Genomic DNA, 19,120 nt, shown 5'->3' with positions numbered 1-19,120 from the left:
TCACAGACAACAAGCCCTTTCGGCTACTTAAACAATTTTTACTTTCAAATATTGTCTAACTTTTGGGGGTCACTTCAAAATGGACTCCGGTTCTTTCTTTGTGTGTTTTTTGGCTTTCTTCGGGATTATCCGCGCGATCCGTGGCAAATCCACCGGTGCGCTGTCCCGGTTTTCAGCTGGGAGGCGGCGCCACATGCTGCACATCGATAGGCATTGTAGGCGTCCATCGCTTCGCGGGCATCCTGCCCGTAAGCAAAATGGGAACAGGCCCTCTGTCCGCCATCGGTATGCCATGCTCCATATTCAACCTGGACCGAAGCGCATCCTGTCTTTTGGCAGGCGGGACATGCCGCGCCTGCCGCAATTTCGATCTCCAGGACCTTTTCCCCATCGATGTACAAACCAGCACGCTCGCCCAACTGCCCAATCGCCTTGACCGCATAGACAGCCTCGCCATCGGAGAACCGCTGGACCGTTCCCGTCTGTGCCACCGCGCCGTTCCCGCTGGTATAGCCCGTACCCAGGCTGCCGTCCAGCTTTAAAGAGAACGCCGCAACAGACCCCTCCGGCATCGCAACAACTGTGCCGGAAGGGACCGCCTTTCCATCCATCGCAAGCTCCGCCCTTCCAGCAGCCTGTGCGGGAACGGCTTCCGCCGCAAGAAGGAGCGATAGGAGCATGGCGGATAAAATTGCACGGTTTGTCCTCCGTTTGAGTTGCATGTGAAGCATTGGATTCCCTCCCATCTCATGTGGTTCATTACAAAGGAAAATGATTTTTCCTAATTATAGGATAGCACACACTTTTTTGCGTTACAACCCTTTTTTCTTAATGTGCATATTTTTCACAAACCACTCTGCCTGTAAAGCTACCATGCTGGCTTTTAGGCTTTCCGTGGGAATCCTTGCTGGAACCGTTTTCTAGTTCGGATAGGAAAACGGCTCCTCCGGCACATCCTCCAAGGAGTGGTAGAGCTCCGGAAACCACTGGCTCAAATCCACCGGGGTATAGTACGGCCGATTATCAAAAGTGATCGTATGGAAGCCGGTGATAAACACGCGGTGGACATTGCCGTTCTCCCTTGTGCGGAACCAAAACCGCCCAATGGTCCCATTGCCCAACGGCGGGAGCGACGGATAGCAGGGGAGCCGGTTCCAGCGCCCGGCAAATTCTTGGATGTCCTCCGGGTCCTCCGTCACCTTTTGCAAGTCCATGCGTGGGATGGAGGAGACCACCAGCCGGTCCACGGCGTCCCCTTGTATGGTGGTATTTCCCGTAAAGAACCAGATGCAAAAAATCCCCAACAAAAGTGCAGCAGCAAGCAAGAATTTTCTCCACTTCTTCATCCTGTCCACCTTCCTATTCGAACGCACCATAGAAAGTACCGCTCTTGCAGAGCAACCGCCGTCAAATCGTTCATTGCCTGAAAATCAACCGGCGTTTATCGCCTGTTCTTATTTCTATTTTAGCAGAAATTTCTCTAAACGTCCACCGTCTGTCATTCTTTTTCACCGCACAGAACCGAACGGCTACAAAAAGTGCCGCCCTTCGTTCCCACATTTGGGACCGCAAGGCGGCGCTGTTCATTCTTCGTCCAATTGCTCTACAACGACCCGCCCCTCTGCGCGGGTGCGGTTCAGGTCGATCACGCGCTGGTTGCTGCTCCCGCGGAAGCGGAGCGTCAAGTCGCGCTTGTCCTGCTCGTAGCGGCCGTCGATCAAAACGTCCGCCTGCTGCAACAGCGCGTCCGTGTCCGGGTTGTGCTGTTCCAGGAGCTGCTCATAGGTATATCCTGTATAGACGGTCACATCGAGGCCGCTTTCGTGGATCTTCCGGGCCAGCTCTGCCAACGGCGCGGGCTGGCAAAACGGCTCCCCCCCGCTGAAGGTCACCCCTTTGAGCAACGGGTCTTGCCGCATCTCCTCCAGGAGGCCGTCCGTATCCACCAGATAGCCGCCCTCGAAATCGTGCGTCTGGGGGTTGTGGCAGCCGGGGCAGTGGTGCGGGCATCCCTGCGTAAAGATCACATAGCGGATGCCCTTGCCGTCCACAATGGACTCCGGCACGACGCCACTAATTCTTAGAGAGGCCATGTTTTACACGGTCGTGCTCTTCCGCGCGCTTTGCATCGTTGAAACGGTCGATCGTGCCGACCAGATAACCGGTAATCCGGCGGATTCTCTCAAAGCCGACGCCCTCGCCGACCAAATTCGTTGTTGCATGGGTGGTTGCCATTGTTATCAAGCTCCTTTTTCGATTGATTTTATTTCTAGATATGTATGGATCATGGTTCTATTCAGGTTTTTCCCGCAAAGTGCGGCACGCCGGGATAGCGCTTGCGCAGCTCGTCGAGCTTTTCCACCGGGACGCCCTCGCCCTCATGCCGGCCGCAGCGCGGGCATACGTCGTCGATCACGCCGGTATAGCCGCAGACCGGGTCGCGGTCCACCGGATGGTTGACCGAGCCATAGCCGATGCCGGCTTCCTTCATGCAGCGGATAATCGACTCGAATGCGTCCACATTCTTGGCGGTGTCGCCGTCCAGCTCCACATAGCTGATGTGCCCCGCGTTGGTCAATGCATGATAGGGCGCCTCCAGCTGGATCTTGCGGTAGGCGTTGATCGGGTAATAGACCGGGATGTGGAAACTGTTGGTGTAATACTCGCGGTCGGTGATCCCGGGGATCACACCGTACTTTTTCTTGTCGATGCGGACAAAGCGGCCGGACAGCCCCTCTGCTGGCGTCGCCAAAAGCGTAAAGTTGAGCCCGCGCTTCTCGCTTTCGTCGTCCATGCGCTTGCGCATATAGCCGATGATCTCCAGGCCGAGCTTCTGGCTTTCTTCGCTCTCCCCGTGGTGCTTTCCGGTGAGCGCCTTGAGCGTCTCTGCCAGGCCGATAAAGCCGATGCTGAGGGTCCCGTGCTTGAGCACCTCGGCGATGTTGTCCTCCGGGCCCAGCTTGTTGGAATCGAGCCAGACCCCCTGGCCCATCAGGAAGGGATAGTTATAGACCTTCTTGCCGCACTGGATCTGGAAGCGGTGCAGCAGCTGGCGGATCACCAAATCAATGCGCTTATCCAGCAGTTCATAAAAGCGCTTGATGTCCCCCTTCGCTTCGATCCCGATGCGCGGCAGGTTGATGGAGGTAAAGCTCAGGTTGCCGCGTCCACAGGTGGTCTCATGCGTGCGGTCGTGTACATTGCCCATCACGCGGGTCCGGCAGCCCATGTACGAGATCTCGGTGTCGTAGTCGCCCTCCTTGTAATACTGGAGGTTGAACGGCGCGTCGAGGAAGCTGAAATTCGGGAACAGGCGCTTCGCGCTGACCTTGCACGCCAGTTGAAACAGGTCGTAATTCGGGTCGCCCTCGTTGTAATTGACGCCCTCTTTTACCTTGAAGATCTGCACGGGGAAAATCGGGGTTTCGCCGTCGCCCAGGCCGCGGTCCGTGGCGAGCAGCAGGTTCCGGATGACCATGCGCGCCTCGGGGGATGTATCGGTCCCGTAGTTCAACGAAGAAAACGGCACCTGCGCGCCTGCGCGGGAATGCATGGTGTTCAGATTGTGCACCAGGGCTTCCATCGCCTGATAGGTGGCGTCGTTTGTGCTGGTGGTCGCCGCCTCCACCGCATACCGGTGGGCGTCGCGGGCTTCCTCCTCGATGATCTCTTCAAAGCCGTTCTCCCGCTGGTGGCGCGGCAGATACGCCGCAACCGCCTCGCCGTACTCGCCGGCATTGCCGAGCGTCACCGGGCCGGGCAGGTCCTTTTGAACCGTGGCCGCCAGCGCTTTCGCGTCGTCCATGGACATCGCCTTTGTGATGTGCAGGTATTTGGCCAGCTCGCGGTAATACGCCTTGCGGAAGGTCTTCGCCACGCCCGGCGCCATGGAATAATCAAAATTCGGGACGCTCTGGCCGCCGTGCATCTCATTCTGATTGGCCTGGATCGCGATGCAGGCCAGCGCCGCATAGCTGCGGATGTCGTTCGGCTCACGGAGGAAGCCGTGGCCCGTGCAAAAGCCGCCCTTAAACAGCTTGAGCAGGTCGATCTGGCAGCAGGTTTCCGTCAGCATATAGAAGTCTTCGTCGTGGATGTGGATGTCGCCGTTGATGTGCGCCGCTGCAATATCCTTTGGCAGCACATAGTTGTTGATAAAGTATTTCGATCCCTCGGAACCATATTTGAGCATGGTCCCCATCGCGGTGTCCGTATCGATGTTTGCATTCTCGCGCTTGATGTCCACGTCGCGCGCATCCCGGAACGTCAGCTCCTTGTAGATGTCCATCAGGTCGCCCTCGGCCTGGCGGATCTTTGCGTGCTCCGCGCGGTACAGGATGTACGCCTTCGCGGTCTTCGCGTAGTCCTCCGCGATCAGCATTTCCTCCACCTTGTCCTGTACATCTTCTACCGTGGGGATCACGTCGTCTGCAAAAGCGCTGGCCACCCGCTTGGTCAGCTCGTCGAGCGCCGTGCCCGTCATCTCCTCCTCGGCGACGGCCACGTTTGCCTTAAAAATCGCGTTGCGGATCTTTTGGGCGTCGAATTCCACCACAACGCCGTTCCGTTTTTTGATTTGAATTGCCAAAGTCTCCATCCTCTCTTTTGCATCCCAGGGAAAGCCCTCCCGGGCAGCGCTCCAAAACGCCGGCCCCAACCGGCGGCTGCCCCGGCAAAAGCCCCTTTCCGGGCAAAACTCCTAGAAAAGGCCCTCCCGAACCGGCTCCCGCCAGCTCTACGCGGCTTTGCTTGCTTCTACAAGCTCCTCTTACCAGGATTGCATTTTACTACATATTGGGGTCAGTGTCAATATATAGTCTGACAAATACTAGATGTCGTATTTTCCCAAATTTCCTATCCAAAAAAGGCCCAAATCGCCGGAAACGCGCGGAAGAAGCCGTTCTTGCTCCCCGCGCGTCGATTCCATTCTGTATAATTTGTTCGCCAAACGCAACAAAAAAATTTTTTATCCTTGGGCACCGGTACCCCTTCGCCCAGTTACACGGCATCCTGCGAAGAAACCGTACGCCTCTTGCATCGTCTCTATCAACCGGATACGATGCATCCCAAGCTCTCCGCGAAGCGGACCGCTTGCTCCAGGTCGATTTTGGTCTCTTGGAACCGCATCTGCCGGACGTCCACGCCGTTGAACCTGGCGCCACGCAGATCCGCCCCCTTCAGGGCGGCGTCCGCAAACACCGCGTGGGAACAGTCGCAGCCGCGCAGGTCCGCCTTTTCCAGGTTGGCCCCCTGGAAGAACGCATGCGCCAGGCAGACCCCCTGCAAATCCATGCGCCGCAGGTCGCAGCCGTCAAACACCGTATCCGAAAAATTCCCGCCGCGGATCGCAAAGCCCGTCAGATTGGCCCCGGCAAAACTGCTGCCGCTGCAATTGCAGCCCTCCATCTCCGCGCTGAACAGGCTGGCCCCATGGAAGGTACAGTTCTGAAACAGCGTGGCGTAATGCATGCTGCCGTGTAGCGAGGCAAAGGAAAAATTGCAGTTCAAAAAGGCGCAATCGCGGGTAATCAGGCCGCCCATCGAAGCGCCGTGGAAGCGGCAATTGACAAAGCGGATGCCGCGCAGTTCCAAATCGGTGAACGTTGCATCCCCCAGATCCTGCCCTTCATACTGTTTACAGGCAGCGTCGAATTCCATCCCAGGCCCCTCCATCAAGGCTTCCGCAGGCGCGGTACGATCAACACCGCCACCAGCCAGAACAGTTCAAACAACAGCAGCGCGGCGGTGCTGAGCTGTTTCAACCCGGAATAGCATGCCAGGAACGCCACCAGAAGGAACCCCAAGATCACCGCAACGGTCTGCAACGCAACTGCAACAGAGATGTTGCTGCGCTGCCGCACGCAGGCGGTCAGCATACGCATCATCGCGGTGGGGCGGCCCTTTGTCGCAAGCAGGGCGTCGGTGCGCTCGTCCGGCGCTTCAACCAGCTTCAAATATTCCTGTCCCAGGCGCTCCGGCAACACGCGGATCCCATGCTCGTCTAGGTCGAATACCTGCGCCAGCAGGCGCGGCGTAATATTCGGGTCGCAGGTGCGCACGATCAGGCTGATCCCGTTGTCCTCCATCCGGCGCAGCTCCGCCGCACGGCGGCGGTCCGAATTGTAAGAGAGGACGAACATAGCCACGAGATCCCCGCCGGAAGCCAGGTATACCACCTGCTTGCCCCCCAGCAGATATTTTTCTTCGTAGTCCCTCGAAGGCGGCTCGATGCCGTACCCCTTCATCAGGTCGCGGTTGCCGACCAAAATTCTCCGGCCCGAGACCCAGCCCACAACGCCCTTGTCGTCCTCATAGCTGAGGTTCTCGATCTTCGGCAGGATGTCGTGGTGGCTCTTGATGATCTGGTCAAACAGGTCGCTCAGGGGCCCCCCTGTGGCGCACATCAGCGCGGTGGCATCGACAATCGCGTCGTCGATGCGCTGGCCCCCAAACGTCTTGATCCCATTGAGGATCACCGTCCCCTTCGGGAACAGGTCCTTTGCATCGAGGATCACCGCATTCGCCGTGGAAAAGTGCTCGACCGCGGGATAGCCGACCACCATGGCCCCGACGCGCGTCGCCAGCTTGCTCAGGCGGGCGAGGGGGAAATTGACGCTCAACATATTCATCATCGGCACGCTGATGCAGGTGGCGGCCGCGAATACGGTGATTGCGCCGATCACATCCTGGTTTAACACATAGTACACGATGCACAGCACCAGCGAAAGGATCGCTCCAAGCGGGGCGATGATGTGCGAGCTCTGGTCGCTGGGATCGTTCTCATAGCTCAAGCTCAGGAAATGCTTGAGGAAATCCGTCTTGTTCTGATAGGCGATGGCGGGCGTGTCCGCCACACAGCCCTTGGCCATTTGAAGCGCGGTGTTGTGATCGTCGAAATACTGCACCGCGTATTTCGGGTCCGGCGACGCGACAAAGCGGAAATTGTGCCGGATGCGCTTGATGAGCGAGAACTTGCCCGCTGTGTTCAAAAACAGGGCGGCGGACGCCAAGACCGCATATGCGTGGACGCTGGACGAAGCCACGCTCTCCGGCGAGAAGAGCAGCGCCACACTCTGGATCAGCGCCGCAATCGCCGCAACCGCGACCCCGCTGTCGGAATTGGCCTGCAACCGGGCCATGGATTTGATCCCGTTGAAGATGGTCACCCAGCAAAATACCGAGGCAATCCCCAAAAAGATCAGATTTAAAATCAAATACGTCTGCGTCGGCAGGGCGCCGCGGATCGCCTCCGGAAGCAGGCTGGTCATCTCTCCCAAAACGCCGAGCACCAGCAGCAACACGGTGATAATCCCCGTGACCGCCAGGCGCAGCGTCAGTTCCCGGAGGCTGGAACCCAGCTCGTGCGCAACCGAAGGCGCATCCGAGGGCTTTTGGTAATCGTCCAGCTCGTCCGGCTCCTCCGGCAGGTTGTCCTCCGGGTCGTTGTCCGGCTCTTCCTCGCCCATGATCGAGAATTTCTTCTTTTTCTTGGGCGGGGGCGGCGTCTCTTCTTCCGTCTCCGCCTCCGGCCCATCCGCATGGAGGAACGTATCGGCCGGTTGCCCCTCCTGATCCGTTGCCAGCGGCTCCCAAACCGGCAAGGTGGGTTCCTCCACGGCAGGGGACTCCGCTTTCGAGACTTCCTCCTCTTTCGCCAGCTCCGCTGCGGCTTCCTCCACCTTTGGGAGCGGCGCGGTGTGCAGCTTTGCCGATGCCTTGGGATATGTTTTCGCCTCTTTTAAGATCACTTCCGCATAGTCGTGCAATTCCACCACGTGGACGGGCGTTACACCCGCCGGACGGTAATCGGCGCGGCGCACCTTCTCCCCCGTCTTTGGACGGAGCGGCTTCTCCTGCGGATATGTATCCGCCGGAGCGGATTCCTCTGCGCGCATCGGCGTCACAGAGGGCTGCACCTCCGGCTGGGTGGGGATTTCCGGCGGCGCCGCAGGCGCGGCGGGTTCGGTATGCACCGGCGTTTCCGGCGTCGAAACCGGCGCGGAGGGCATCTCTACCGGCTGCTTTGGTTCCTGCTTCGGCGCTTTCTTCGGTTTCGCCGGTGTCTTTGGCTCCGCAGGTTGTACCGGCTCTTTGGGTTCCATGGGCTGCACCGGCTCGATCGGGTTGGTGTCCTCGATCTGCGGGGGTACGGCATACCCTCCCACTGCCGGGAATTCAAACGTCTCCCCTTCCACTGGCAGATCTGGGGCGGCTCCCGCCTTTTCCGCGCCCTTGCGCTGCACGGGCCGGGCAAAGCTGCCCATCGCCGGGAATTCAAACGTCTCGTCCCCCACCGGGAAGCCATCCAAGATGGGCGGCGTCTGCGTCTTTGGCTCCAAATCCGGTTTTACCGGCTCTGCCTTCGCGGTTTCTTTTGGCGCCGGTTCCACCTTTTTTTCCGGCTCCGCCGCTTTCTTCGCCGCGGGCTGTTTGGAACCCGCCGCCTTCTCTGCGGGCTTCTCGGCTTGCGCAGGCTTTTGGGCCGCCTCTGGAGCGCGCTTGGGGAATTGAATCTCAATGGTGTTTTCATGCACCTTGAATGCGCCCGTCTGCCGGGCGGCTTCCTCCATACGCTGTTTGCGCTCCTGGTGCAGCGTTTCAAACCGGGCGGCGATCTCCTCGTCCATCTCCTCATCGGTCGAATCGAACAAGTAGGAGAAAATCGACCCCGTTTTATCCCCCACGGGCTTCGCCACCGGCCTGGCCTGTGCGGACGTCCGCTCCTTTGGCTCGTCCGCCTTTGCGCTGCCCGATTGCAGCGTTTTTTCGTACTGTTGTTTATATTCCTCCAAGGGCTTCAATTGCAGCCCATAGTAAATATCTTCTTCCTCGGACGGAAAGACACCGGACTGCTTTTTCAGCCTGCGGCGCTCCTCTTTGATGCGCTTCTTCTCCGCGCGCCGCTCGGCCCAGCTCAATTTCCGGGGCTCTTCTTCCTCCGGCTGTTCCGATTCTGTCCACTGGATGGGGTCCGCCTTCGGCGCTTCCTTTGCCATGCGCTCCGTTTTGGGCGCGGCCACAGCCGGTTCCTCCACCTTTTTTCCCGGCTCGGGCTCCTTGCGCTCTACCGGACGGCGCACCGGCTCTTTTACCGGCTGCTGCGCAACGGGTTTGCCCGCCTGTTCCACAGGCGTGGCCTGGGCGCGCTCCGAAGCTGGCTTCTGATCGGTAGTTGCAACAGAAAAGGTGATCTCCTCCCCCTGCTGCTCGCGCAACAGGCGGGCTTCCTGCAAAATTTCTTCCACGGAAAAGTCGTCGTGGGGCGTATTGGTCCTTTTATCCATTCCTCTTCCCCCTGTCTCACTTGGTCACAATTCCACTGCGCTGGCGCGCCACCTCATAACAGATCACACCGCACGCAACCGAGGCGTTCAGCGAGTTTATTTTTCCCTTCATGGGCAGGGATATGACAAAATCACAACTTTCTTTGACCAAGCGGCTGACGCCGAATCCCTCCGAACCGATCACCAAAGCGGTCGGCCCTTTGTAATCCACCGAGCACCAGTCCTGCCCGTCCATATCCGCGGCGTAGGTCCAAACCCCGCGCTGCTTGAGTTCCTCCAAAGTGGAGGCGATATTGGTCACGCGGACCACAGGCACATATTCGACCGCCCCTGCCGAGGCCTTACCCACGGCATAGGTCAGCCCAACGGAACGGCGCTTGGGGATAATCACCCCATGGGCGCCCGCGCACTCCGCGGTCCGGAGGATGGCCCCGAGGTTATGCGGGTCCTCCAGTTCATCCGCCACGATAAAAAACGGCGGCTCGCCGCGCTCCTGGGCCAGGGCGAAGAGATCGTCCAAAGAGGCATACGTATGCGCGGCGGCCAACGCCACCACGCCCTGATGTACGGCGTTCCCGCACAAATAATCCAGCTTTTTGGCATCCGCCTCCTTGACGGGAATGCCCTGCTTCTTTGCTTTGGCAATCAATGCGCCGATGCTCCCCGTATGCGCGCCTCGTGTCACATACAGGCTATCGATCGACCGGCCGCTGCGCAGCGCTTCCGTGACGGCGTTCCTGCCGGCGATCACGTCTTCCCCGCGGCGGCTCTGCTCTTCTTTATTCATAAACACATTTCCCTGCTTCCTGTATCGTAATCAAATGATAAAGTGCGGCGCCTCGCCTTCCCCAATCGGACAATCCTTGAGGTTTGACGCCTATTTTCCCTCTGTTTCTCGCGCAATGTCATATGGATTTTATTATACCATATAAAAAGGCCGGACGGCCTCTCCCTTGAACAGAAAACGCCTTGCGATTTCTGTATATGGTTCAATGCTCTCTCAGGCGTCGGAAGGCAGCAAGCCTTTGCGAAGCTGGCTTCCGCTTACGCCGTGAGGTTATCTAAAACATCCAGTCCGTCGAAAGCCTTAGGCCTCTTTCTGAAAGTTACCGAAACCTTCTGGCCGATGTTTCAATGTTCTCTCAGGCGTCGGAAGGCAGCGAGCTTTTGCGAAGCTGGCTTCCGCTTACGCCGTGAGGTTATCTAAAACATCCAGTCCGTCGAAAGCCTTAGGCCTCTTTCTGAAAGTTACCGAAACCTTCTGGCCGATGTTTCAATGTTCTCTCAGGCGTCGGAAGGCAGCGAGCTTTTGCGAAGCTGGCTTCCGCTTACGCCGTGAGGTTATTATAACATAAAATTTCCCATGTGAGGATAGGAAAATGCAGTTCCGATAAAGTTGCTTTCCGTATCCTTTTCGGCTGCTTTGCCTGCAAAACAACACGCAAACAGAGCAGCAGCTAAATATAATATTATAGCGGATTGGCAAGCTAAAAACAACCGCAATCTTTTCTAACAAAAACTCTGTGGAAAAGTTTTGCATCCCGATTGCGGAAATGTGGAAAGCTTGCGCTTTTTTCCTTTTTCGATGGTAAAAACTTTACGCAAAGTTTTTACCGTTCCCTTTATCCGTTTACATAACTTTTTCTTTTTGCACCTTTCCAAAACTTTAAACAGCCTGTACCCGGCATTTCTCCACTGTTTCCACCGAGTTTTCAACATTCTCCACATCGTTTTCCACATGGTTTATGTAAACCTGTGGAATTACAAGCCGTATAAAACCCCCGTTTCACGCGCTATTCTCGCAAATAGTTTTTCAAAAAGAATTATAATGACAAAATCCCCATAGAAAGGGCGGTGGAAAACTCTGTGGAAATTGGTGAAAGTTGTGCAATATCTCCCCCAAAGAATCCCAGCGTTCCCAAAGTTTTTGGGAATTTCCTTCTTGATTCAATGCACTTTGGCCCCAGCAAAAATGCCCCGGCCGCATCTTTTTTATCGCATCCATCAGAAATATTTCCAAAAATTTCTAGTTCCGTTAACCCCCTCAAATCCAAGCAAAAAAAGCCCTGCCCCGCGGATGCGCTACACATCCGCAGGGCAGGGCCCTCGATTGTCTTTTACTCCTTTCCTTGTGAAATGTTATACCAACGATTTCCCGACTACGAAATCCTGGATGCCCATGGACCCCGGGCCGATTTCGTATTCATCGAAGCTCACGACCACATTGCCGTCCTTGTCGATGTAGAACTTCTGGTCGTCGGCAATCCCCTGGAAGCCTTCGTCCGGCATTTCCGGCGTCGGCACAAAGTACGGCCACTTCTCCGGGTCCTCCGCCATACGCTGGTCGATGGTATCTTTGACGGCCTTGTCAGCGATCTGCTTATAGTCCGGCCCGAGGACGTCGGACAGCGTGAGGTCCTTGCCGGAAGCCAGGTCCAAATTGTAGAAAATTTGCTGCGTATAGGCGCTTGCCGCTGTTTCGGTCTTGTAAATCACAAAGGACAGCGCCTTTTCACTGGAACTCTTGATCTCATAGCGGATGTCCAAAATCACCGGCATCAATTGGGCCGGGTCCTGCCCCCGCGCGATGGCGTCCTCGCGGTTTTGCTTGGCCTCCTGGCGGGCTTCAGCAACAATCGCGTCGATTTTTTCCTGAATTTCATTGTTGACGCGCTTTTCCAGTTCTGTGTTCCCCGTCCCAGCAATGGAGGGCTGGTTCACGGTGATCCACTCGGAGTCCGTCTCAATGGCATATTGGCGGAACGTCAACACCTTCGCCACATTGCCCAGCACCGGGACCTCCGCCATCGCATTGGCAAAGGTGGGGCTGATGTTCAAAAGCGCAACAAACAGGATGCATACGGCCGCTGCCGCCGACAGCGCTGGTTTATACCAGGCCAGTCTCCGGCGGGCCGTAGCCCTTGTAAAAGCCTGATCCACGACATTCGGAAGCTTCTCCGGAATGTCCATGGACTCATAAGTCCTTTTTGCCTCTTCAAAATTTCTCATCATAGATGTCCTCCCTAAAAATATATATCAAAAGTTTGTTTCCGCGGCGTTCCCGGGTTGCCGCGGGCAAGCTCAGAGCTGTTGGATTGGCTAAAGGATCGTTACGTCGCCATCACCCCCTCCTGCAAATCTACCTTCAAGAGCTTGAGGGCTTTATATAAACGCGACTTCACCGTGCTGAGCGGATCGCCGGTGATGGACGCGATGTCTTCCAGCTTCATGTCTTCAAAAAAGCGCAGGATGACCACGGTGCGCAATTTGGGTTCCAACCTCTGGACGGCATTGTAAAGGTCCACATCCTGCGCGACGTCCCGGTCCTCCGCAGCGGAGAGGGGGGATTCCGCATATTCGTCGAGCGAAACCACCTTTTTCCCGCGCAGGTAGTTGAGGCCCTCATTGACCAAAATCCGATAGAACCACGTTTTCATATATGCGGGATTGCGGAGCGTATGCAGCTTTTCAATCCCTTTGACAATGGCGTCCTGCACCACGTCGAGTGCGGCGTCGCTGTTCTTTGTATAGCTATAGGCCAACCGGTAAAAGGCCTGTTGGTTTTGGGTGATATATTCCCGAAAAGCCTGTGTGGTTGCCACAGTTCATCCCACCAATCTGTTCTGTATTTCGTTTTCTGTCTATTAGACGGCCTCGCGTTTCAAAAAGTTTGCGGGAAAACGAAAAAGCCCCCGAGAAAGCGGGACGCTAGAAGGCGGCAAAGCCGCCTTCCCGGGCGCTTTTGCGCCCGGAACCGGCGCGGCATCGCGCGCCGGTCAGCGTCCCGCGATCCACGGGAGCTGTAAGGTTCTTATTGGCTCGAATCAGGCTGCCGGAAGCGGCGATGTCCTGTTCCGATTATTTGCAAGCCTCGTACACAGCAACAGCGCATGCGACGGTCGCGCCGACCATCGGGTTGTTGCCCATGCCGATCAAGCCCATCATCTCGACGTGCGCCGGGACGGAGGAAGAGCCTGCGAACTGTGCGTCGCCGTGCATACGGCCCATGGAGTCGGTCAGGCCATAGGAAGCCGGGCCAGCCGCCATGTTGTCCGGGTGCAGGGTACGGCCCGTGCCGCCGCCGGAAGCAACGGAGAAGTACGGGCGGTTGTTCTCGATGGCCCACTTCTTATACGTGCCGGCAACCAGATGCTGGAAGCGGGTCGGGTTGGTGGAGTTACCGGTGATGGAGACGTCCACGCCCTCGTGCTTCATGATCGCAACGCCCTCGAGGACGTCGTTTGCGCCGTAGCACTTAACCGCTGCGCGCTCGCCGTCGGAGAACGCCTTCTCTTCGACAATCTTCAGCTCGTCGTTGAAGAAGTCGTAATCGGTCTTCACATAGGTGAAGCCGTTGATTCTGGAGATGATGTAGGCAGCGTCCTTGCCCAGGCCGTTCAGGATGATGCGGAGCGGCTCTTTGCGGGCGCGGTTCGCTGTCTTGGCAATGCCGATTGCGCCTTCTGCGGCAGCGAAGGACTCGTGGCCTGCGAGGAACGCAAAGCACTTGGTCTCGTCGCGGAGCAGACGGGCGCCCAGGTTGCCGTGGCCCAGGCCGACCTTGCGGTTCTCCGCAACGGAACCCGGAACACAGAACGCCTGCAAGCCAATGCCGATGGACTCGGCAGCGTCCGCAGCGGAATTGCAGCCCTTCTTCAGAGCGACTGCGCAGCCCAGGGTATATGCCCAGCTGGCGTTCTCAAACGCGATGGGCTGTACACCCTTGACAATTTTATCTACATCGATTCCCTTGCTCAGGCAAAGGTCGCGCGCTTCCTCGAGGCTGGCAAGGCCATACTCGGCAAGGCACTTTTCGATTTTGGGCATTCTTCTTTCTTTACCTTCAAACTTGACATCGTTAGCCATGTAAGTTGTCCTCCTTTATTCTGCTTTCTCGGCTGCCTCCCCGATTGGGAGACGCCTGACTTGGAATGTTCGGTATGATCCCTGCCGAATTATTCTTCACGCGGGTCGATGTACTTTGCCGCGCCGTCGAAGCGGCCATACTGGCCAATGTTCTGCTCGTAAGCAGTCTTCGGGTCCACACCGTGGCGGATATCTTCCATCATCTTGCCAAGTTTGACAAACTGATAGCCGATGACTTCGTTGTTTTCATCCAGAGCGGTCTTGAGGACGTAGCCCTCGGCCATCTCCATGTAGCGGACGCCCTTTGCACCGGTGCTGAACATGGTGCCAACCTGGGAACGCAGGCCCTTGCCCAAGTCTTCCAGGCTTGCGCCGATCGGCAGGCCACCCTCGGAGAACGCGGTCTGGCTGCGGCCATAGGCCAGCTGCTTAAAGATTTCGCGCATTGCAACGTTGATTGCGTCGCAAACGAGGTCGGTGTTCAAGCACTCCAGAAGGGTCTTGCCCGGGAGGATTTCTGCGGCCATAGCAGCGGAATGCGTCATGCCGGAGCAGCCCAGGGTCTCCACCAGAGCCTCCTGCACAATGCCGTCCTTCACGTTCAGGGTCAGCTTGCAAGCGCCCTGCTGCGGTGCGCACCAGCCCACACCATGGGACAGGCCGGAGATGTCTTTGATCTCATAGGCTTTTACCCACTTGCCCTCCTCCGGGATGGGCGCGGGACCGTGATGGGGACCTTTGGTTACAGGACACATGTTTTCCACTTCATGGGAATAATTCATATCGGTACTCCTTTCGGTTTCAAGTTTCCTTGGTTTAACCACCATACATGATGATTATAGGCTATTTTCCGAATTTTCGCAAGGGTTTGTCCGGGCAAAATTGCAGGAAATCCCAGCGGAATTCCCTTGGTTCCCCAGGATGCGCGCGGGGCGGTAGGGTTCCACCCTTGCGGAGCCTTTGGAGAAAGGCCCTTTCGTTTGCTGGCAAAAAATAACTTTCTTTTAGAAGAACAATTTAGTCATCTACAAAAACAAATAGATCGTTCGGAGTACACTCCAACAATTGGCAAAGCGCCTCAATATTTTGGTATTGAATCGATTTGGTCTGATTATTAATCATCCTATTAAAATTCTGATAACTCATGCCCAACTGTTTATAAAGCCAATAACGAGTATGTCCACTTTTCTCAAGCAATTCTAAAGCGTTTAATTTAATCATATATTATCTCTCCAATATCTAATTTTTTTATTAGATATTAGTGGATAATATCTATTTACATATAGACTAATACATTATATAATGTATTAGTCTATATTTGAGGAGGCCACATATTATGGAATTAAAAGATTCCCTCCGTCAACTGCGCGAACAACACCACTGGAAACAGACGGAACTTGCCCGTATCCTTGGGATTAAACGTTCCACCTATACATATTATGAAACAGGGAAAACCGAACCGCCCCTTTCCAGGCTCCTGTTGCTTAGCAAAATCTACAACGTCTCCCTGGATACCTTGGTTGGGCGCGACCAGGAAGATGGCGAAGGCCCTGCACCAAGCGAGGATGCTTGATGCAGGGCCTTTTGGGGAGAATCCGCCCTCCTTGCGCCGTTTCAGCACATATAGCGGCCATTCCGCCGCATATTATGTCAATTTTTTCACACAGCAAAAGCGGGACAGGATTTTGCATCCTGCCCCGTTTTTTAAGATTGTTTTTTCTCGTCAAACATCTCTTTGATCTTATCGAAGAACCCCTTGCGCTTCTGGTAATTTTTCTCCTCGGCGCAGCTGTCAAACTCCTGCAAAAGCTGCTTCTGCTTCTGGGAGAGGTTCTTCGGGACCTCAATCGTCATCCGGACGTACTGGTCGCCGCGGCCCCTGCCGTTGATATGCGGGATGCCCTTGCCCTTGAGCTTGAACACATCCCCCGGCTGGGTGCCCTCGCGCACCTGGTAGCTCACGCGGCCGTCGATGGTCGGCACCGTGACCTCCGCGCCGAGCGCTGCCTGCGTAAACGTGATCGGCATCTCGCACCACACGTCGTCGCCGCGGCGCTCAAAGATCGGATGCGGCCGCACGTTCACATAGACGTGCAGGTCGCCGCTGGGCCCGCCGTTTGCGCCCGCGTTGCCCTGGCCGGAAACGTTGAGCATCTGGTCGTTGTCCACGCCCGCGGGGATGTTGATCTCGATGGTCTTTTGCTTGCGCACACGGCCGCTGCCGTTGCACGTATGGCACGGCGAATCGATCACACGACCGGAACCACCACAGCGGTCGCACGTGCGGGCGGTCTGCACCATGCCGAACGGCGTGCGCTGGTTGATGCGCACCTGGCCGGTGCCGCCGCACTGCGAACACGTGGACGGGCTGGTCCCTTTTGCAGCGCCGGAACCACCGCAGTCCGGACACGATTCGATCTTATGAAAGGAAATGGTTTTCTTACAACCCTTTGCAGCCTCTTCAAAGCTGATGTTGACAACGCTCTCCGTATCGCTGCCGCGGCGCGGCGCGTTTGGATTGGAACGGCGCGCGCCGCCGCCGAAGCCGCCGAAGAAGCTGTTGAAAATATCCCCCAGGTCGATGTCGCCGGTGAAGGGGCTTCCGCCGCCTGCGCCGCCGCCAAAGTTGGGGTCCACCCCGGCATGGCCGAACTGGTCGTACCGGGCCCTTTTATCTTTATCCGAGAGCACCTCGTACGCCTCGTTGACTTCCTTAAACTTTGCCTCCGCCTCTTTGTCCCCCGGGTTGAGGTCCGGGTGGTACTTTTTCGCCAATTTGCGGTAGGCTTTTTTAATTTCGTCTTCGGTGGCGTTCTTCGGCACACCCATCACTTCATAAAAATCCCTTTTATCGGCCACACCAATCACTCCTACAAAAGCGCATCGCAACCGGGAACAAGCCCTACCGCTGCCCCTGCTTTGCGCCAACTCTCAATTTCTGCGCGGCAATGCCGCGTCCTCTATCCTATCAGGTTTTTCGCCTGTTGTAAATCACTTTATAAAAAATCGAGATGCGCCATTTTACGGGCTAAAGCTGTTGCAGGTACATCCCGTACCCACAACAGCCTCCACCTCGCACAGAACGCCGTGCCGCTGCACAACGCCCCGATTTTTATTTGTTATTGTTGTTGTCGTCTACGTCCTTGTACTCGGCGTCATAGACCGGGTTGCCGTTTGCATCCTGCGCCGGTGCGCCTGCGCCGCCGGCCGGCTGGCCGCCCTGCGGAGCTGCTGCCTTATACAGCTTCTCGGATACCGCATACAGCGCCTTCTGCAAATCCTCCATCTGGCTCTTGATGGATGCCGTGTCGTTGCCGGAGATCGCCTGCTTCAAAGAATTGGACTTTGCCTCCAGGTCGGTCTTATCGGAACCGTCCATCTTGTCGCCGCTGTCTTTGATGAGCTTTTCGACCGAGTAGCAGAGGTTCTCCGCCTCGTTCTTCGTATCAACCTCTTCACGGCGCTTCTTATCCTCAGCCGCATACTTCTCTGCGTCCTTGACGGCCTTGTCGATGTCTTCCTTGCTCATGTTGGAGCTGGAGGAAATCGTGATGTGCTGTTCCTTGCCGGTTGCAAGGTCCTTTGCGGAGACGTTTACGATGCCGTTCGCATCGATGTCGAACGTAACCTCGATCTGGGGGATGCCGCGCGGCGCGGGTGCGATGCCGTCCAGCTTGAACAGGCCGAGCTGCTTGTTGTCGCGGGCAAATTCACGTTCGCCCTGCAGGACGTTGACCTCTACCTGCGTCTGGCCGTCCGCAGCCGTGGAGAAGATCTGGCTCTTCTTGGTCGGGATGGTGGTGTTGCGCTCGATGACCTTGGTCATCACGCCGCCCATGGTTTCAACGCCCAGGGACAGCGGCGTAACGTCCAGCAGCAGCAGGCCTTCGACCTCGCCGCCGAGCACACCGGCCTGCAATGCCGCGCCGATGGCGACGCATTCATCCGGGTTGATGCCCTTGAAGGGCTCCTTGCCGGTCAACTTCTTGACTTCTTCCTGGACAGCCGGGATTCTGGAAGAACCGCCGACGAGCAGGACCTTGCTGATCTGGCTGAACTGCAAGCCAGCATCCTGCATGGCCTGGCGGACCGGGCCGATGGTCTTTTCGACGAGGTCTGCGGTCAGCTCGTTGAACTTTGCGCGGGTCAGGGTCATGTCGAGGTGCTTCGGGCCGGTGGCGTCCGCCGTGATGAACGGCAGGTTGATCTGGCTGGACGTCATGCCGGACAGCTCGATCTTTGCCTTTTCTGCGGCTTCCTTCAGTCTCTGCATGGCCATCTTGTCGCCGGAGAGGTCGATGCCGTTCTCCTGCTTGAAGGAGGTAACCATCCAATCGATGATGCGCTTATCGAAGTCGTCGCCGCCCAAGCGGTTGTTGCCAGCGGTTGCAAGCACTTCCTGCACGCCGTCGCCCATCTCGATGATGGAGACATCGAACGTACCGCCGCCGAGGTCATACACCATGATCTTCTGCTCTTCGCCCTTGTCGATGCCATAGGACAGAGCCGCGGCCGTCGGCTCGTTGATGATACGCTTTACATCCAGGCCCGCGATCTTGCCGGCGTCCTTGGTCGCCTGGCGCTGTGCGTCGGTGAAGTATGCCGGGACGGTGATGACCGCGGAGCTGACGGTTTCGCCCAGATAGGCTTCTGCGTCCGCCTTGAGCTTTTGCAGGATCATTGCGGAAATCTCCTGCGGGGTGTAGCTCTTATCGTCAATCGTTACTTTATAATTGGAACCCATCTCTCTCTTGATGGAAGAAATGGTGCGGTCCGGGTTGGTGATGGCCTGGCGCTTTGCCACCTGGCCCACCATACGCTCGCCGGTCTTGGAGAACGCGACCACGGACGGCGTTGTGCGCGCGCCTTCTGCGTTTGGAATTACAACCGGCTCGCCGCCTTCAATCACGGCTACACAGGAATTCGTTGTACCAAGGTCAATACCAATTGTCTTGCTCATAATCTATACC

The 19,120-nt window shown here is 56.8% G+C and carries 16 protein-coding genes and 1 pseudogene; 1 reads left to right on the top strand and 16 read right to left on the bottom strand.

Annotated features, from left to right (window positions below; genetic code table 11):
* Nucleotides 1-125: 125 nt before the first annotated feature.
* The 14 genes and pseudogenes from B5F54_RS10635 to B5F54_RS10580 form a co-directional block, all read right to left on the bottom strand.
* Nucleotides 126-731, bottom strand: coding sequence for a hypothetical protein (locus B5F54_RS10635; RefSeq protein ID WP_087234003.1), 606 nt, complete (start codon nucleotides 729-731; stop codon nucleotides 126-128).
* 189 nt (nucleotides 732-920) lie between these two features.
* Nucleotides 921-1,346, bottom strand: coding sequence for a hypothetical protein (locus B5F54_RS10630; RefSeq protein ID WP_087234001.1), 426 nt, complete (start codon nucleotides 1,344-1,346; stop codon nucleotides 921-923).
* A 237-nt stretch (nucleotides 1,347-1,583) separates the two neighbouring features.
* Nucleotides 1,584-2,093, bottom strand: a complete 510-nt coding sequence (nrdG, locus tag B5F54_RS10625; protein WP_087233999.1) for an anaerobic ribonucleoside-triphosphate reductase activating protein — start codon at nucleotides 2,091-2,093, stop codon at nucleotides 1,584-1,586.
* Nucleotides 2,074-2,187 (bottom strand): annotated as a pseudogene (gene nrdD, locus B5F54_RS17340) (anaerobic ribonucleoside-triphosphate reductase); the annotation flags it as partial. The pseudogene nrdD and the gene nrdG, both read right to left, overlap by 20 nt.
* A 109-nt stretch (nucleotides 2,188-2,296) precedes the next feature.
* Nucleotides 2,297-4,597 (bottom strand): anaerobic ribonucleoside triphosphate reductase, encoded by a 2,301-nt coding sequence (locus B5F54_RS10620; RefSeq protein WP_442856118.1) that lies wholly within the window; start codon nucleotides 4,595-4,597, stop codon nucleotides 2,297-2,299.
* A gap of 449 nt (nucleotides 4,598-5,046) precedes the next feature.
* On the bottom strand, nucleotides 5,047-5,658 hold the full coding sequence (locus B5F54_RS10615; RefSeq protein ID WP_172749689.1) for a pentapeptide repeat-containing protein: 612 nt from the start codon (nucleotides 5,656-5,658) through the stop codon (nucleotides 5,047-5,049).
* A gap of 14 nt (nucleotides 5,659-5,672) precedes the next feature.
* The gene (locus tag B5F54_RS10610) at nucleotides 5,673-9,284 is read right to left on the bottom strand and encodes a hypothetical protein (RefSeq protein WP_087233995.1); all 3,612 of its coding nucleotides are present in this window, start codon (nucleotides 9,282-9,284) and stop codon (nucleotides 5,673-5,675) included.
* Nucleotides 9,285-9,300: 16 nt separating this feature from the next.
* Nucleotides 9,301-10,071 carry a 23S rRNA (guanosine(2251)-2'-O)-methyltransferase RlmB gene (gene rlmB, locus B5F54_RS10605; protein WP_087234011.1) on the bottom strand — a complete coding sequence of 257 codons (771 nt, stop codon included), beginning with the start codon at nucleotides 10,069-10,071 and terminating at the stop codon, nucleotides 9,301-9,303.
* 1,036 nt (nucleotides 10,072-11,107) lie between these two features.
* Nucleotides 11,108-11,338: a hypothetical protein gene (locus B5F54_RS17335; RefSeq protein ID WP_140400360.1), complete on the bottom strand. Its 231-nt coding sequence runs from the start codon at nucleotides 11,336-11,338 to the stop codon at nucleotides 11,108-11,110.
* An 85-nt stretch (nucleotides 11,339-11,423) separates the two neighbouring features.
* Nucleotides 11,424-12,296, bottom strand: a complete 873-nt coding sequence (locus B5F54_RS10600; RefSeq protein WP_087233993.1) for an anti-sigma-V factor rsiV — start codon at nucleotides 12,294-12,296, stop codon at nucleotides 11,424-11,426.
* Between the two features lie 98 nt (nucleotides 12,297-12,394).
* Nucleotides 12,395-12,886 carry a sigma-70 family RNA polymerase sigma factor gene (locus B5F54_RS10595; protein ID WP_087233991.1) on the bottom strand — a complete coding sequence of 164 codons (492 nt, stop codon included), beginning with the start codon at nucleotides 12,884-12,886 and terminating at the stop codon, nucleotides 12,395-12,397.
* A 256-nt stretch (nucleotides 12,887-13,142) separates the two neighbouring features.
* Nucleotides 13,143-14,150 carry a GGGtGRT protein gene (locus B5F54_RS10590; protein WP_087233989.1) on the bottom strand — a complete coding sequence of 336 codons (1,008 nt, stop codon included), beginning with the start codon at nucleotides 14,148-14,150 and terminating at the stop codon, nucleotides 13,143-13,145.
* A gap of 89 nt (nucleotides 14,151-14,239) precedes the next feature.
* A complete protein-coding gene (locus B5F54_RS10585; protein WP_087233987.1) occupies nucleotides 14,240-14,932 on the bottom strand; it encodes an iron-sulfur cluster assembly scaffold protein in 693 nt (230 codons plus the stop codon).
* 235 nt (nucleotides 14,933-15,167) lie between these two features.
* Nucleotides 15,168-15,371, bottom strand: a complete 204-nt coding sequence (locus B5F54_RS10580) for a helix-turn-helix domain-containing protein (protein ID WP_087233985.1) — start codon at nucleotides 15,369-15,371, stop codon at nucleotides 15,168-15,170.
* Nucleotides 15,372-15,486: 115 nt separating this feature from the next.
* Here B5F54_RS10580 and B5F54_RS10575 point away from each other — a divergent pair, with 115 nt between their 5' ends.
* Entirely contained in the window at nucleotides 15,487-15,723 is a 237-nt protein-coding gene (locus tag B5F54_RS10575) for a helix-turn-helix transcriptional regulator (protein ID WP_087233983.1), read from the top strand.
* Between the two features lie 131 nt (nucleotides 15,724-15,854).
* On the opposite strand, the gene dnaJ is transcribed toward B5F54_RS10575, so the two are convergent.
* Nucleotides 15,855-17,009: a molecular chaperone DnaJ gene (dnaJ, locus tag B5F54_RS10570; protein WP_087233981.1), complete on the bottom strand. Its 1,155-nt coding sequence runs from the start codon at nucleotides 17,007-17,009 to the stop codon at nucleotides 15,855-15,857.
* A 253-nt stretch (nucleotides 17,010-17,262) separates the two neighbouring features.
* A complete protein-coding gene (gene dnaK, locus B5F54_RS10565; RefSeq protein WP_087233979.1) occupies nucleotides 17,263-19,110 on the bottom strand; it encodes a molecular chaperone DnaK in 1,848 nt (615 codons plus the stop codon).
* Nucleotides 19,111-19,120 lie beyond the last annotated feature (10 nt).

This window comes from Anaeromassilibacillus sp. An250 (genome assembly GCF_002159845.1).
Classification (GTDB): domain Bacteria; phylum Bacillota; class Clostridia; order Oscillospirales; family Acutalibacteraceae; genus Anaeromassilibacillus; species Anaeromassilibacillus stercoravium.
The sequence above is the reverse complement of the archived record's forward strand: the minus strand, read 5'-3'. Positions and strand labels throughout refer to the sequence as shown.